The sequence below is a fragment of the Paraburkholderia sp. OAS925 genome (assembly GCF_040543975.1).
Classification (GTDB): Bacteria; Pseudomonadota; Gammaproteobacteria; order Burkholderiales; family Burkholderiaceae; genus Paraburkholderia; species Paraburkholderia graminis.
In genome coordinates this window covers 3597973-3613507 of record NZ_JBEUNO010000001.1, presented here as the reverse complement: position 1 = coordinate 3613507, position 15535 = coordinate 3597973, and the positions used below count along the sequence as shown (strand labels likewise).

Genomic DNA, 15535 nt, shown 5'->3' with positions numbered 1-15535 from the left:
AAAGCTAAGCAGCGTGTGCGGCGCTTGATTGACGCCGCGCGCGCTGCGATACATCGGCCCTTTATCGGCTTTAGTGCCTTTTTAAGTGCCTTTAATGCGGGCCGTTTTGATTCCAGTACGCGTCGAGCTTCGCGATCAGTTCGGCGCGTTCGTCGGGCGTCACGAACGACGCCTCGAAGCCGTTGCGGATAATCGTGTAGACGTGGCTGTCGTCGAGCTTCAACGCGTCGATGGTGGCCGCGTAGTTCGCGTTCACGTAGCCGCCGAAATACGCGGGGTCGTCCGAATTCACCGTGACCGCGACGCCGCGATCGAGCAAATCCTTCAGCGTATGTTTGGTGAGATCGTCGAACACACAGAGCTTGAGATTCGACAACGGACACACCGTCAACGCGACGCGCGTGTCGGCAAGACGCGCGACGAGCGCCGGGTCTTCGATGCTGCGCACGCCGTGATCGACACGGTCGACCTTGAGCAGATCGAGCGCTTCATAGATGTACGACGGCGGGTCCTTCCTCGCCCGCATGCGCGACGAGCTTGAGCCCAAGTTCACGCGCCTTTGCGAACACACGCTCGAACTTCGACGGCGGATGGCCGCGCTCCGACGAATCGAGTCCCACGCCGATCAGGCGATGCTTGTACTGCTCGAACAAAGGCCGCGCTTCCTCGAACGTGGCGAGCGCGTCTTCCTCGGATAGATGCCGCAGGAAGCACAGAATCAGCTTGCTCGTCATGCCGCGCTGTTGCGCGTCGGCGAGCGCGCGTTCGATGCCGGCCACGACCGTCGCGATCGGCACGCCGCGCTCGGTATGCGTCTGCGGATCGAAAAAGATTTCGCTGTGAATCACGTTGTCGGCGAGGCAGCGCTCGACGTACGCCATCGTCATGTCGTAAAAGTCCTGCTCGTGCAGCAGCACGCTCGCGCCGGCGTAATAGATGTCGAGGAACGATTGCAGGTCGGTGAACGCATACGCCGCGCGCAGCGCTTCAATCGAGTCGTACGCGAGCTTCACGCCGTTGCGCTTCGCGAGCGCGAAAATCAGTTCGGGTTCGAGCGAGCCTTCAATGTGGATATGCAACTCGGCCTTCGGCGCGAGCAGGGTTTTTTCAACGAGAGTGGCAGGGCTTGTTCTATTCATGGTCGGTCAGAATGTGTGTGTGTTGTTGCTCGCCGTCGGTCGAAACAGTCAAACCGTTTGCGCCGTGCGATGCAGGCTCGCGTTGGCTTCGACGGCTTGAAGCAACTGCGCGGCCGCGGAAATCGCAATGATTTCCGGCGATTTGTCGACGATGCCGTCCACCCCGAGCGGGCACTTCATCCGCGCAATCCATGCGGGATCGATGCCGCGCGCGGCGAGCCGGTGCTCGAACTGCTTGCGCTTGCTGTGCGAGCCGATCATGCCGAAGAACGCGAAGTCGCGGCGCCGCAGAATGCGCTCGGCCAGTTCGAGATCGCGCGTATGGTTGTGCGTCATCACGATGAAGTACGTATTCGGCGCGGCCTCGTCGACGGCTTCGTCGGGCGCGTCGTTCGCGTCGATCTTCACGTTGTGCGCGTGCAGCGATTCGACGGGCGGAAACTGCGCGTCGCGTTCGTCGACCCAGCGCACCGTGCAAGGCAGCGTGGCGAGCACGCGAACCAAAGCGGCGCCCACGTGGCCCGCGCCGAACAGCACGACCGGGAAGTCGCCCGGCGCGATGGTTTCGGTGAGCAGCGCGCCGCTGTCGTCGAAACCGGCGCCGTCCCACAGCAGGCAGTCGGCGGCATCCACGCCCGGCTCGGGATCGGAGAGCATCACCGCGTCCGGCGCGGGGCCGAATGATACGCTACGCACCGTCGATTGACCGGCCGCGAGGCGCTTCGCAATCGACGTGATCCAGCCGAGGTCGCCCACGTCGAGCCGCTCGAATGCGAGCACCACTGCGCCGCCGCAGCATTGACCGAGGCTCGGGCCGAGCGCGAAACGCTCGAGCCGGCGCATGTGCGGCGAGCGCATGCCATCGCGCAACACCTGGCGCGCGGTCTCGATCGCTTTCCATTCGAGGTGGCCGCCGCCGATCGTATGCTTCGCCGAATCGCGCGTGACGATCATCTTCGTGCCGGCTTCGCGCGGCGCCGAACCTTCGACGCGCGCGACCGTCACCAACACGGCCGCGTCGCCGTGTGCGAGCAGATGTTGCAGGTCAGGTAGCCAGGCTTGCATCCGGCGATTCTCCGTGGAGTGCCGCGCGCGGTGTCCGCGCGGCCGGTTGAGCGTGGCGCGATGCGTTGGGGTCGCGTCGGGCTGTGGCGTTGTTCATTGCGTTACTCATTGTTTTGTTCAGTGCTTTGTTGAGTGCGGTTCGGCTCAAGCCGTGGTGTCCGTGATCGTCGCATGATTCGCAGTGCGTTGCGCCGATGCGGCCTCGTTCGCTTCGTCGACACTCGATGCACTCAACGCATCCAACGCATCGAGAATCGCTTCGGGCGTGGCCGGCGCACGCAATGACGGCGCGCATCGCGCGTTCGGCACAGCGGCCGCAATCGCATCGCGGATCGCGAGAAACACCGAGAACGGCAGCAACAGCGGCGGCTCGCCGACCGCCTTCGAGCGGAACACCGTCGGTTCCGCGTTCTGATTGTCGTAGAGCCGCACGTTGAATGCGGCGGGCGTGTCGCTCACCGCAGGAATCTTGTAGGTGGACGGCGCGTGCGTCATCAGTCGGCCGTCGCGATTCCACCAGAGTTCCTCGGTGGTGAGCCAGCCCATGCCCTGAATGAAGCCGCCTTCGATCTGGCCGAGATCGATCGCCGGATTGATCGACTGACCGGCGTCGTGCAGCACGTCGGCGCGCAGCAGTTTCCATTCGCCGGTCAATGTATCGATCGCGACTTCGGACACGGCCGCGCCGTACGCGAAGTAATAAAACGGATGACCGGTGAGCGTCTTCGCATCCCAATGCACTTTCGGCGTCGCGTAGAAACCGTCCGACCACAACTGCACGCGCGCGAGATATGCGGCGCCGACCAGTTGCTCGAAGGGCATCGCGCCGCCGTTGACCGACACCTCGCCGCTCGCGAACCGCACGTCGTCGGCATGACCGCCTAACTGCTTCGCCGCGAGTTCCGCGAGCCTCGCGCGGATCGTGCGCGCCGCGGCTTCGGCGGCTTTGCCGTTCAGATCGCTGCCGGTGGAAGCCGCGGTCGCCGATGTGTTCGCGATCTTCGACGTATCCGTTGCGCTCACACGCACGCGCGAGAGCGGCAAGCCGAATTCGCCGGCGACGACTTGCGCGACCTTCGTGTTGAGCCCCTGGCCCATCTCGGTGCCGCCATGATTGACGAGCACCGAGCCATCCTTGTAGACATGCACGAGCGCGCCTGCCTGATTCAGAAACGGCACGTTGAACGATATGCCGAACTTGACCGGCGAGAACGCGAGGCCGCGCTTGAGCACCGGACTCGTCGCGTTGAACGCGGCGATCGCTTCGCGGCGCGCGCGATAGTCGCTCGAGTCGAGTAGCTCGTCGGTCAAAGGCGCGAGGATGTTGTCTTCGACGCGCTGTCCGTAGGGCGTCGTATCGCGTTCGCCGATGCCGTAGTAGTTGGCCGCGCGCACGTCGAGCGGATCGCGGTTCAATTGACGCGCGATGCTGTCGAGCATCACCTCCATCACTAGCGCGCCTTGCGGTCCGCCAAAGCCGCGAAACGCGGTGTTCGACTGCGTGTTGGTCTTGCAGCAGAGCGCGACGATGTCGACATCGGACAGGTAGTACGCGTTGTCGAAGTGACAGACGGCCCGTGTCGCGACGGCGCCTGACAGGTCCGCGGAATAGCCCGCGCGCAACGCGATTTCCACGCGTGCGCCGAGAATGCGGCCGCTGTTATCGAAGCCGGCCTCGTATTCGTAGATCGCGTCGTGACGCTTGCCGGTAATCATGAAGTCGTCGTCGCGATCGGCGCGCAACTTCACCGGACGGCGCAGCAGCTTCGCCGCGAGCGCGGCCACGCACGCGAACAGCGCCGACTGCGATTCCTTGCCGCCGAAGCCGCCGCCCATGCGCCGGCATTCGCACACCACGTTGTGCGCGGGCCAGCCGAGCATATGCGCGACGACCTGCTGCATTTCGCTCGGATGCTGCGTCGAACTGTAGACGAGCATGCCGTCCATCTCTTTCGGCACCGCATACGCGACCTGGCCTTCCAGATAAAACTGTTCCTGGCCGCCGACTTCGAACGTGCCGCTGATCCTGTGCGGCGCAGCCGCGATCTTTGCATCGGGATCGCCGCGCTTCAGATGCAGCGGCGGCAGCACGAACTGCTTCGCGGCCTTCGCGTCAGCCGGCGTGAGAATCGCTTCGAGCGGTTCATAGCGGATCACGTCATCGCTTTTGGCGAGCGCGGCCGCGCGGCGCGCAAGATCGTGGCTTTCCGCGATCACGGCGAACACGGGCTGGCCGAGATACAGCACTTCATTCACGGCGAGGATCGGATCGTCGTGCAGCACCGGGCCGCAATTGTTTTCACCGGGGATGTCGTCGGCGCTCAGCACGGCGATCACGCCGGGCGCTTTTCTGACCGCGTCGAGATCCATCCACACGATGCGCGCATGCGCGTGGCGCGAGAGGCCGAGCGCCGCGTGCAAGGTGCCGTGCAATTCGGCGATGTCGTCGGTATACGTCGCTTCGCCGCTTACGTGCAGCGCGGCCGATTCGTGCGGCAGCGCGACGCCGATCGCGGCCTCGCTTTCGCGCGCGGCGGCCTGGCGTTCAACGGGATGCGCTCCGGCGTCCGCGGCGCGTTCGACAAAAGCATCGGTGCGGTTCATCACGACGGCTCCTTCGCAATCGCGTCCGGCGTGCCGGCTTCGAACGCGAACACATTGACGTCGAAGAGCGCGAGCGGCGCGTCGTCGCGCGTTTCCAGATAGCAGCGCCACAGCAGGTTGCGCGCGACCTTCAGCCGATACGCGCTCGACGCGCGCATGTCGGTGAGCGGCTGGTAGTCGGCGGCGAGCACGTTCATGGCCTGCCGCGCCGTCGCTTCGTCCCATGTCGCGCCGGTTAGCGCGGCCTCGGTTTGCACGGCGCGCTTAGGCGTGGCCGCCATGCCGCCGAACGCGACGCGCGCCTCGCGGATCGTGCCGCTATCGTCGATATGCAGCGCGAATGCCGCGCACACCGCGGAGATGTCCTGATCGTAGCGCTTCGACACTTTGTACGTGCGAAAGCGCAGCGTGCCGCCAGGCCGCGGCACGCGCAGCGCGGCGACGAATTCGCCCGCGGCGAGCGCCGTCTTCTGATAGCCGAGATAGAACGCGTCGAGCGGCAGCGTGCGCGTTTTCGCGCCGTGACGCAGCACGACTTCGGCGCCGAGCGCGAGCAGCGCGGGCATCGAATCGCCGATGGGCGAGCCGTTCGCGACGTTGCCGCCGAGCGTGCCGGCGTTGCGGATCGGCAGCGACGCGAAGCGCGTCCACAGTTCGGCGAGTTCGGGGTAGTCGGCGGCGAGGGCCGCGTACGCGTCTTCGAGCGTGACGGCGGCGCCGATGGTCAGCGTTTGCGCGTCGTGCTCGACCGTCTTCAGTTCGCGCACGTTGCCGATATACAGGATGTCGCCGAGATCGCGGAATTGCTTCGTGACCCACAGGCCGACATCGGTGCTGCCCGCGACGAGCCGCGCTTCCGGATGCTCGGCGCGAAGCTGCGCGAACGCGTCGAGTGCGACGGGCCCGTAAAACGCCGGCGAGCCGAACGCAGCGCCACGTGCATCGGCGGCGCGGTATTCGAAGGTGTCGTTGCGTTGCAGTTCGCGCAGTGCTGTTTCAATTGCCTCGCGGTCGAGCGTCGTGCGCGGGTATTGCGCGTAGTCGAACATTTTCTGCGCGGCGTCGACGATCGGCCGGTAGCCCGTGCAGCGGCACAGGTTGCCGGACAGCGCAGTGTTGATTTCGTCGCGCGTCGGCAGGCCGGCCGCGGCCGGCTGGTTTTCGTACAGCGCCCACATCGACATGACGAAGCCGGGCGTGCAGAAGCCGCACTGCGAACCGTGGCAGTCGACCATCGCCTGTTGTACGGGATGCAGCGTGCCATCGGCGGCGCGCAGGTCTTCGACGGTGAAGAGCGCCTTGCCGTCGAGCGTCGGCAGAAACTGGATGCAGGCGTTGACCGCTTTCAGCGCGAGCGCGCCGCGCGCGTCGAGTTCGCCGATGACCACGGTGCAGGCGCCGCAGTCGCCTTCAGCGCAGCCTTCCTTGGTGCCGGTGCAATGCAGGTCTTCGCGCAGATGCTGGAGCACCGTGCGCGAGGCGGGCACGCCCGCGACCTCTTGGACGGACCCCTGGCGATAAAAGCGGATGGTTTGCGTTGTCATGGCGAATCCAGAAGACAGTGCGGACCGGGCGCGCGTTACGCATGGGGTCGCGCCAAAGCCGGCCTCGCGCACGTAGATCGCCATCCAGAACCGAAGATAGCACTCCCGCGCCCCAAAAATATTTCCGATGCCGCATGAAGCTTATGCGGAACAAGCAATGAGATAAGTCCGATTTGTGTCGGATTCGTGAGGGGCGGGGAAGTTGCGTTGGGGCGCGGTGTTGCCTGCCAGGCGGTGGGCGGCGCTGCGGTGGCTGTGGCGCTCGCGGTGCGTGTGCCCGGCTTCGAAAGCGCCGGTGTTTTCGCACTTGCTGACGGCGCCGCCGCGCGTCTGGGGTGGCGGCACGCGACGCGGCGGAGAGCGGCGGTGGGCCGTGCCGGACGGCGCGCTATGGCGGAGGCGCTGCTCGGTAGGGTAGTGTGCGGTGCGGTAGCACTAGCGGGCTGCCCGCGCGAGGCCGGAGCCCAGCGGCAGCTCCAACCCCGCCCCAACCAGCGAATCCCGCCTACGCGATCCGTCGACGATTGCGCACCAGACTCAGCGCCAGCGGCACAAAAGCCAGCACAAAGCCGACGAGCGCCCACATCGGCAGCGTGAGCCCGAGGATAGGCGGATAAGCGGTTTCGCACAGCCCCGCGACCTTGAACACGCCCGGCAGCCAGTGCGCGGGCGGCAGGCTGTCGACGATCGGCTGCAGCGCGTCGAAGCCGCAGCTAAAGCCCGGATTCGCCTGCACATACACGTGGCGGACGGCGGTCACAATGCCGGCCAGCGCCGACAGCGCAGCCATGACTTCCAGCAGACGCACGCCGCGCCAACTGTTAAAACGCGCGCCGAGGAACGCGAAGATCGCGATCAGCAGGAAGAAATACCGCTGGATGATGCACAGCGGGCACGGGTCTTCGTGCTTGAAGTATTGCAGGTACAGTGCGCCGGCCACGAGGCCGACGCAGATCAGGCCTAGCAGGACCAGCAGGGAGCGCTCGCGGCGCAGCATCGCGTTGTCGTTGTTCATGGATCGTGTGGCTGTGTGCGTGTGTTGTGCGGCTGTTGTGGGCTGTCAGGCGGTCGTTATGGCCGTCTGTCAGCGAAAAGGGCAGGTGCCCGCGATTCTAGCGCGAACCCCCGCCCCCACGGCGCCACGCACTCAGGCGCGCTTCGATGCCGCAGGCGCGCGTCAGCGAATCGCGTTGAGCACTGCCTCGGCGCCGCGGCCGATGGCGAGCAGCGCGTCGTCGGCGTGCGGCGCGCCAGCCAGCATCAGGCCGACCGGCGCGTCGCCGCGCAGGTGGCACGGCAGCGACAGCGCACACGCGTCGAGGAAATTGAACACGCCTGGATTGCGCAGGATCAGCGCGTTGATGCGGCCGAACAGGTCGTCGTCGGAAACCAGTTCAGCGACGCGCGGCGGCACCACCGGCACCGTCGGCGCGACGACCGCGTCGAAGCGCTGCCACAGCGTGCGGGCGGCTTCGGCGAGCATTGCGTCGCGTTCGGCGAGCAGGTCGAGATAGTCGGCGGCGCTGGCGGGCTGGCCCTTCAGAATGCGCACCAGCACGCGCGGATCGTATTGTTCGCGATGCTTTTCCAGCAACGGACGATGCCACGCATATGCCTCGATCGGCGAAAAGCCGAAGCGGTTGATCTCCGGCAGACGGTCGAGCGGCGCAAAGCGCACTTCGCTGACAATCGCCCCGGCCGCTTCGAGATGCTTGAGCGCCGTGTCGATGGCGGCGGCGACCGCGGGCTCGACGCCGTCGGTGACGTAGTTCGTGAGCACGCCGAGGCGCACGCCTTCGAGCGGGCGCGCGGCCGGCACGCGCGGCTCGAGGCCGGCGAGCATGCGGTCCACCAGCGCGCAACACGCCACGGAAACGCCGATCGGCCCGAACGAATCGAGCGTCGACGAAAGCGGCACGCCGCCTTGCTTCGGAATTCGCGTGGACGTGGGCTTGAAGCCGGTCAGCCCGCATAGCGCGGACGGAATGCGGATCGAGCCGCCGGTGTCGGTGCCGAGCGCGACGGCCGCCATGCCGTCCGCAACGGACGCCGCCGCACCCGACGACGAGCCGCCCGAGATGCGCTCGTCGCCTTTCACGTCGCGGCGGTACGGCGACAGCGGGTTGCCGTAATGCGGATTGAGGCCGAGCCCGGAGAACGCGAACTCGCTCATATTGGTGCGCCCGACGATCACCGCGCCCGCGCGTTTGAGGCGCGCGACGGCCACCGCGTCCTGCTTGGCGGCGGGCGCGTCGGCCAGCACCGTCGAGCCGGCGCGGGTCGGCTGGCCTTCGATGTCGAACAGGTCCTTCACCGATACCGGAATGCCCGCGAGCGGCGACAGAACCGTACCGGCGGCGCGCAGACGGTCGTGCGCGTCGGCGGCCTGGCGCGCGCCGCCGGCGTCGACGTGCATGAAGGCGACCGCGCCCTGGCCGGCCGGATCGGCGATCCGTTCGAGCGCGGTTTCGACGAGCGCGCGGCTCGTGGTCCGTCCCGCGGCGAGATCGGCGGCGAGTTGGGCAAGCGGCGGGAAGGGCGTGAATTCGGTGGCCATGATGTCGTTCGATCCGGTTGGACTGTATGAAGCCGCTTCGCTAGCGTGACTCGCAAGCGGCTGGGTCAAATGCGTGTCGATCAGATGCGGTTGAACAGCGTCGCGCGGAATGCCTCGATATGTTTTTGCACCGAGCGGCGCGCGCCTTCGGCGTCGCGCTCGCGCAGCAGGCGGAACAGTTCGAGATGTTCGTCGTGCACGTCTTCCAGATGATGCGGCTCGGACAGCGAAATGAACCAGAAGCGCAGCGAGCGCTCGTGCAGCCCGCGCAGAATGTCGGCCAGCACGGCATTGCGCGAGCCCGCCGAAATGGCCAGATGGAATTCGCGGTCGATGTCCATCATGCCTTCGATGTCGTGCGCGGCGACGCACACGGCCGAGCGTTCGAGCAGCGCCTGCATCGCGTCGTAGTCGTGCTGCTGCGCATGGCGCGCGGCCAGCTCGACACAATAGCTTTCGTTGACGAGGCGCACGTCGATGATCGACAGCACGTCGTCGAGCGAAACCGGACGAACCATGATGCCCTTGCGCGGCATGATGGTCAGCATCCCTTCGTGCACGAGCCGGTGCAACGCCTGGTGCACCGGCGTTCTGCCGATGCCGGTCAGCGCCATCAGCTCCGCCTCGTTGAGCACCTCGCTCGGCCGCAAACGCATCGTGATGATCTCGCGCTTGACGAACGCATACGCCTGTTCGGCGAGACTCGCGTTGGCGGTCGCTCGGGTGGGGCGCGGAGGGCGGGCGGTCTGCAAAAGCGTCATGTGAAAGAGTGCGGACTAGGTCGTCCGGGCATTGTAGAGCAAGGTTTTATGCGCACGGGCGGGTTGGCCCGTGCGCTATCACGCGCGTCCCGGCACCGCCGCTGCGGCGTGCTCGACTTTCACGCGCGGCATCATCAGCGTGACGAGGCCGCCTACGATCAGCGCGCCCGCGATCAGCACGAGCCCGAACGTCACGCTATGCGTCGCGTCCTTCACGATGCCGAGCACATACGGGCTCACATAGCCGGCGAGGTTCGCGATTGAGTTGATCACCGCAATGCCCGCGACGGCGGCCGTGCCTTGCAGGAAGCTTGTCGACATCGACCAGAAAATGCCGAAGCCCGCCAGAATGCCGATATACGCAATCGACAAACCCGTGACCGCAAGCGGAATCGAATTCGTGACCGACGCGCTGCCGAGCAGCCCCGCCGCGCCGATGAAGCAGCACACCGCGTAATGCCAGCGGCGCTCGCCCGTCACATCCGACGAGCGGCCAATCAGGATCATGCCGATGCCCGCGGCCAGATACGGAATCGCGGTGACGAAGCCATTGCTGACGAGGTTCGTCACGCCGAGGTCCTTGACGATCTGCGGCAGCCAGAACGAGAAGCCCGCATTGCCGGTGACGAGGCAAAAGTAGATCAGCGTGAGCAGCCAGAAGCGGCCCGAGCGCAACGCCACCGCGAGGCTATGCTCGGCGCCTTGCGCGGCGGCCGCGGCGTTCTCGCGCGAGAGGCGGGCGAGGATCACGCGCTTTTCATCGTCGGTGAGCCAGGCGGCTTCGGCGGGCGTGTTGCGCAACACCGCGAGCGCCCAGAAGCCGGCGAGAATCGACGGAATGCCTTCGATCAGGAACATCCACTGCCAGCCGCGCAAGCCGTGTGCTTCGTGCAGCGCCGACATCAGGAAGCCCGACAGCGGCGCGCCGATGATGCCCGCCACCGGAATCGCGGCCATGAACACGGCGACCATCCGCGCGCGCCGGTCCGACGGAAACCAGAACGTCAGATAGAGCACCACGCCCGGCACGAGCCCGGCTTCGGCGACGCCAAGAAAGAAGCGCAGCACGTAGAACATGGTTTCGCTGCGCACGAACATCATCAGGCACGACAGCAGGCCCCACAGCATCGTGATGCGCGCGATCGTGGCGCGAGCGCCGAACTTCTTCAGCAGCAGATTGCTCGGCACTTCGAACACGAAATAGCCGAAGAAGAAAATCCCTGCGCCGAGTCCGTACGCCGCGTTGGAGAGCCCGAGGTCGCCGGTGAACTGCAGCTTCGCATAACCGATGTTGACGCGATCCAGATACGACAGCACATAGACGAGAAACAGGAACGGCATGATGCGCCACGTGATCTTGCGGATGGCGGCGGCTTCGAGCGAGGCGTCGGTGGACGCATCGGCGGACGGGTGCGCGGCGGACGGCGAGGGGTTGCTCATGAGTGCCTCATTCGACGATGGACAACGCGCGCACGCGATAGGCGTGGCGCAGCGTGCGGTTCAGGACGGGGTCGTGCAATTCGAGTTCGAGCGCGTCGCCGTCGGCCATGCCGACGATGCCGCCTTGCACCGCGAGCGTCCCGCAGAACATGGCCGCGCCTTCGCTAAGCGGGGCGCGCGCGAGCAGATCGGCGGCGGACAGCAGCGACGCGACGCTGCCTTGCTGATAGACGCGCCGCTCGCCGTTCGCGAGCGCAAAGGCGCGCAATTCGAGTTGGTCCCAATGGTCGCGGACATCGTCGAAACGCCATGCATCGCGCGCGATGGGTTTCGGGCACACCTGCTTCGAGACCGTCACGCCATACGCTTCGACTTCGCGGTCCGTGTGGTCGGAGCCGACGGTGACGAGTAACCCTTCGTCCGATTGCACCAGCACGCATTCCGCTTCGCCGCTCGACTTCGTGCCGACCACGTCGATCTGTTCGGCTTGCGTGAGCAGTTCGGAGCCGAGTCGATAGAAACAGGGCGTAGTGGACGGGCGCTTCACGCCCAGTTCGGCCAATTCGGCAATGTGATGCTCGATCGCGGCCTGGTCGCGGCCGGCCCAACCGGCAATCGTCAGACGGTCCACTTTGATCGACGCGGTGCGCGCGGCGCCCGAACGATCTACAACTTGAAAAGACACCTGCTGCATCACTTGGCTCCAAAGAAATATGCGGCAAATATTATTGTGATATTTCACAGGCGTCCAGCGTGTCAAAAACATTTGCAACTCGGACGAGCGAGGTGTCGCGCTTTATTTGGCGCGGGTCCGACGTTGAGCGCGCGTTTGTTACACTCTTCGTTGACATTACTTTTTGTAAGGGATCGGACGCATGCATGAAGGCATCGGCTTCATTCAGGATCTGGCGGTCGTGATGGCGCTCGCCGGCGTCGTCACGGTGCTGTTCCATCGCCTGAAGCAGCCGGTGGTGCTCGGCTATATCGCGGCGGGCGTGATCATCGGGCCGTACACGCCGCCGTTTCAGTTGATCCACGACGAACAGACCATCAAGACGCTCGGCGAACTCGGTGTGGTTTTCCTGATGTTTTCGCTCGGTCTCGAATTCAGTCTGCGCAAGCTGTTCAAGGTCGGCGCGACTGCGATCGTCGCGGCGCTTTCCGAAATCGTGCTGATGTTGTGGCTCGGCTATGAGATCGGCAGCGCGTTCGGCTGGAGCCCGATGGATTCGCTGTTCCTCGGCGCGATACTCGCGATTTCGTCGACGACGATCATCGTCAAGGCATTGTCCGAACTCGGCCTGAAGCGCGAGAGTTTTGCGCAACTGGTGTTCGGCATTCTGATCGTCGAGGACATTCTCGCCATCGCGATGTTGGTGCTGCTGTCCGGCATCGCGCAGACGGGGGAGTTGAGCGCGGGCGTCGCCGTCGTCACGCTCGGCAAGCTGCTGCTGTTCATGACGGTGTCGCTGGTGGTCGGCATTCTCGTCGTGCCGCGGGCGCTCAACTACGTGGCGCGCGCCCGCAGCGACGAGATGCTGCTCGTCGCCGTGCTCGGCTTCTGCTTCGGCTTCTGTCTGCTCGTCGTCAAGCTCGATTACAGCATTGCGCTGGGCGCGTTTCTGATCGGCGCGATCATGGCCGAGTCGCGGCATCTGCATCGCATCGAGCATCTGATCGCGCCGCTGCGCGATGCGTTTTCCGCGATCTTCTTCGTGACCATCGGCCTGATGCTGAATCCGGCCGTGCTCGTCGATTATGCGTGGCCGATCGCGGTGATCACGATCGCGGTGATCGTCGGCAAGATCGTGTCGTGCGGACTCGGCACTTTTCTCGCGGGCAAGGACGGACGCACGGCGATGCGCGTCGGCATGACCGTTTCGCAGATCGGCGAGTTCTCGTTCATCATCGCGTCGCTTGGTTTGACGCTCAAGGTGACGAGCGCGTTTCTGTATCCGATCGCGGTCGCGGTCTCGGCGCTCACCACGTTGTTCACGCCGTATCTGATTCGCGCCGCCGATCCGCTGACGCGCCGTTTGGCTCACGCTATGCCGCGCACGCTGGTCAACGTGTTCGGCATGTATAGCCAGTGGCTCGGCAGCCTGAGCACCGGAAGCGGCGAGCCGACGCTTTTCAGCATGACGCGGCGAATCATCCTGCAGATCGCGGTGAATCTGGCACTGGTCGCTGCGATCTTTCTGATGGTGTCCTACGGCGCGCCTTACATCAGCAGCTTGCTGACGCACTGGATCAGCGCCGAGCCGATGCAGCGTGTGGTGCTGTGGAGCGCCGCCTTGCTTGTGTCGATGCCGTTTCTCGTGGCGGTTTATCGCAAGACCAAGTCGCTCGCGTTGCTGCTTGCGGAAGTGAGCGTGCAGCCGGCGACGGCGGGGCGCTTCACGAGCGCGCTGCGCTATGCGATCTCCGATCTGGTGCCGGTGGTTTGCATGGTCGGCGTGTTTTTGCTCGTGGCCGCGCTGTCGGGCGGGATTCTGCCGCCGACCGGTCTGCTCGCCGTCGTGCTGATCTGCGCGGCGCTGCTGCTCGCGCTTGTCTGGCGCTGGTGCGTGAAGATTCACGCGGCTATGCAAATCGCGCTGCGCGAAACTTTCGACGAACAGCCTGATCCTTAAGTTTGACGGCAGTGGGCGGCGCGGCCGGACAATGTGAGCAATTGTGTGCGCGTTTGCCCGGTCCGGCACGCTGGCGGATAATCAGGGCATATTCATTCGTTCGCGTGGAAGGCGCCCCTCCGACAGTCATGAGCGAAAACAAACCTGAAAACGCCGGTCAAGCCGGTGGAACTTCGACGTCTTCGGTGACGGCGGGGATGGCGGGAACACCTGGAACGCCGGGGACTTCGGCAACGTCGGGAACGCCCGCGACGTCCGCAACGCCTGGCACCACAACAACGCCTGGTCAAGCGCCCGCCGAACCGGCGGCTTCCTTGCCCCTCTCGCATGAAGATGCCATTCAGTCGCCGGTGAAAGACCCTGTGACTTCGACTGCGGTGTCATCCTCATCGACGGCGGGGCGTGCGGCGGCTCTTTCGTCCGGGGGCGGTGCGTCGGTGTCATCGCCGATTTCCGCGCCTCCAGGCTCGTCGGAAGCCGCGGCGAGGTCGTCGACGGACGCTCCCGAAAGCGCGTCCACCGTGACGCCCGTCGACAGGCGCACGGCCCAGCAACGCGACGCCGCCGAAGCGCGCAGTGCCGCTGCGGCGTCGGTCGCGAAGCAGGAAGCGGCCGTCCACGAACGCGATGCGCGCACGACGCGCGGCCGCGACGCCGCGTCGTCCATTCCTCCCGCGCCGCCCACGCAGTCTTCACAGCCTCGCGGCGCGGCGCCGCTCACGAGCGAACCGATCGAAGGCGAACTGATCACCTCGACCGACGAAGTCCTCGACGCCGAGGCCACCACGGCGTCCACCGCGCGTCCCGCCGGCTCGCCGCCGCCGGGCTTCGGCGCGGCGCCCGATTTCAGCGCGACCAATCCGCCGCCGCCGAATGCATTGCCGCCTTCGCCGCCGCGCTATCTGAAGCAGACGGATTCGGCGTGGTCGGTGTTCGGCCGCATCATCGCGGCGCGCGCGCGGCAGCTATTCGACCGTGCCGGCCAGCGGATCACGCAGCGCACGCTGCGCATCGGCGTATCGGCGCGCATCTTTCACCCCGAGCCCGGCGCGAAAGGGCTGCGCGGCAAGACGCTGCAATACCTCGAGGAATCGATTGCGCATTGGGTGATGTCGCGCGACGTGCTGGTATTCATGATTCCGACGGTCGGGCACCAGGGCATGCTGCATCCGAGCAATATCCGTTTGCGCGATTACGCGAAGCATCTCGACGGGCTGCTGCTGCAAGGCGGCGCGGACGTGTCGCCGCAGTCGTATGCGGAAGCGGCGACCCGCCCCGAATGGCCCGGCGACCGCGTGCGCGACATGTACGAGCTGGAACTGCTGCATGAATTCATCGAGTCGGGCAAGCCGGTGCTCGGCGTGTGCCGCGGCTGCCAGCTCATCAACGTGGCGTTCGGCGGCACGCTGTATCAGGACATTGCGACCGATGTGCCGACGGCGGGCGCGCACGTCAACGAAGATTACGATCAGCACCGCCATGCGATCCATTTCCCGGACGGGTCGACGCTCGCGAACATGTTCCCGGCGCGGCGCGATGTGATTGTCAATTCGATTCACCATCAGGCGGTCAAGACGCTCGGCCGCGATCTGAATATCGAGGCGGTGTCGGCGTCCGACGGCATCATCGAAGCCGTGCGCTATCGGCGCGCGCCTTTCGTGATGGGCGTGCAGTGGCATCCGGAGTTTCATCGCGCGGGCGGGCCGGAGCTGCTGGATTGCACGCCGCTGCTCGATACTTTCTTGCGGGTGGCGCGGGAAACGCGGTTTTAGGCGAGTGCGCCGTAGCTGCA

The 15535-nt window shown here is 65.5% G+C and carries 10 protein-coding genes and 1 pseudogene; 2 read left to right on the top strand and 9 right to left on the bottom strand.

What is annotated here, in order from left to right; translation table 11 throughout:
* Positions 1 to 91 precede the first annotated feature (91 nt).
* The 9 genes and pseudogenes from ABIE53_RS15720 to ABIE53_RS15680 form a co-directional block, all read right to left on the bottom strand.
* Positions 92 to 1139, bottom strand: a pseudogene (locus ABIE53_RS15720) (adenosine deaminase).
* 48 nt (positions 1140 to 1187) lie between these two features.
* Positions 1188 to 2204, bottom strand: coding sequence for a xanthine dehydrogenase accessory protein XdhC (gene xdhC / locus ABIE53_RS15715; RefSeq protein ID WP_053858611.1), 1017 nt, complete (start codon positions 2202 to 2204; stop codon positions 1188 to 1190).
* Between the two features lie 144 nt (positions 2205 to 2348).
* A complete protein-coding gene (xdhB, locus tag ABIE53_RS15710) occupies positions 2349 to 4808 on the bottom strand; it encodes a xanthine dehydrogenase molybdopterin binding subunit (RefSeq protein WP_192698763.1) in 2460 nt (819 codons plus the stop codon).
* Entirely contained in the window at positions 4808 to 6352 is a 1545-nt protein-coding gene (gene xdhA / locus ABIE53_RS15705) for a xanthine dehydrogenase small subunit (RefSeq protein WP_192698764.1), read from the bottom strand. Before xdhA ends, xdhB begins: the two co-directional genes overlap by 1 nt.
* A gap of 505 nt (positions 6353 to 6857) precedes the next feature.
* Positions 6858 to 7367 (bottom strand): disulfide bond formation protein B, encoded by a 510-nt coding sequence (locus ABIE53_RS15700; protein ID WP_006050218.1) that lies wholly within the window; start codon positions 7365 to 7367, stop codon positions 6858 to 6860.
* Between the two features lie 162 nt (positions 7368 to 7529).
* A complete protein-coding gene (locus tag ABIE53_RS15695) occupies positions 7530 to 8909 on the bottom strand; it encodes an amidase (protein WP_192698765.1) in 1380 nt (459 codons plus the stop codon).
* Positions 8910 to 8989: 80 nt separating this feature from the next.
* Positions 8990 to 9670, bottom strand: a complete 681-nt coding sequence (locus ABIE53_RS15690; RefSeq protein WP_192698766.1) for a GntR family transcriptional regulator — start codon at positions 9668 to 9670, stop codon at positions 8990 to 8992.
* 78 nt (positions 9671 to 9748) lie between these two features.
* On the bottom strand, positions 9749 to 11110 hold the full coding sequence (locus tag ABIE53_RS15685) for an MFS transporter (RefSeq protein ID WP_192698767.1): 1362 nt from the start codon (positions 11108 to 11110) through the stop codon (positions 9749 to 9751).
* Between the two features lie 7 nt (positions 11111 to 11117).
* On the bottom strand, positions 11118 to 11804 hold the full coding sequence (locus tag ABIE53_RS15680; RefSeq protein ID WP_192698768.1) for a DUF2848 domain-containing protein: 687 nt from the start codon (positions 11802 to 11804) through the stop codon (positions 11118 to 11120).
* A 181-nt stretch (positions 11805 to 11985) separates the two neighbouring features.
* Here ABIE53_RS15680 and ABIE53_RS15675 point away from each other — a divergent pair, with 181 nt between their 5' ends.
* Positions 11986 to 13743 carry a cation:proton antiporter gene (locus ABIE53_RS15675; RefSeq protein WP_107710726.1) on the top strand — a complete coding sequence of 586 codons (1758 nt, stop codon included), beginning with the start codon at positions 11986 to 11988 and terminating at the stop codon, positions 13741 to 13743.
* Between the two features lie 128 nt (positions 13744 to 13871).
* Positions 13872 to 15515 carry a gamma-glutamyl-gamma-aminobutyrate hydrolase family protein gene (locus ABIE53_RS15670; RefSeq protein WP_029967929.1) on the top strand — a complete coding sequence of 548 codons (1644 nt, stop codon included), beginning with the start codon at positions 13872 to 13874 and terminating at the stop codon, positions 15513 to 15515.
* Positions 15516 to 15535: the final 20 nt, after the last annotated feature.

Excerpts from the sequence above, each read along its gene's own strand:
- xdhA (WP_192698764.1), bottom strand. The coding sequence starts at position 6,352 with ATGACAACGCAAACCATCCGCTTTTATCGCCAGGGGTCCGTCCAAGAG.
- ABIE53_RS15700 (WP_006050218.1), bottom strand. The coding sequence starts at position 7,367 with ATGAACAACGACAACGCGATGCTGCGCCGCGAGCGCTCCCTGCTGGTC.
- xdhB (WP_192698763.1), bottom strand. The coding sequence starts at position 4,808 with ATGAACCGCACCGATGCTTTTGTCGAACGCGCCGCGGACGCCGGAGCG.
- ABIE53_RS15685 (WP_192698767.1), bottom strand. The coding sequence starts at position 11,110 with ATGAGCAACCCCTCGCCGTCCGCCGCGCACCCGTCCGCCGATGCGTCC.
- ABIE53_RS15680 (WP_192698768.1), bottom strand. The coding sequence starts at position 11,804 with ATGCAGCAGGTGTCTTTTCAAGTTGTAGATCGTTCGGGCGCCGCGCGC.
- ABIE53_RS15690 (WP_192698766.1), bottom strand. The coding sequence starts at position 9,670 with ATGACGCTTTTGCAGACCGCCCGCCCTCCGCGCCCCACCCGAGCGACC.
- ABIE53_RS15695 (WP_192698765.1), bottom strand. The coding sequence starts at position 8,909 with ATGGCCACCGAATTCACGCCCTTCCCGCCGCTTGCCCAACTCGCCGCC.
- xdhC (WP_053858611.1), bottom strand. The coding sequence starts at position 2,204 with ATGCAAGCCTGGCTACCTGACCTGCAACATCTGCTCGCACACGGCGAC.
- ABIE53_RS15670 (WP_029967929.1), top strand. The coding sequence starts at position 13,872 with ATGAGCGAAAACAAACCTGAAAACGCCGGTCAAGCCGGTGGAACTTCG.
- ABIE53_RS15675 (WP_107710726.1), top strand. The coding sequence starts at position 11,986 with ATGCATGAAGGCATCGGCTTCATTCAGGATCTGGCGGTCGTGATGGCG.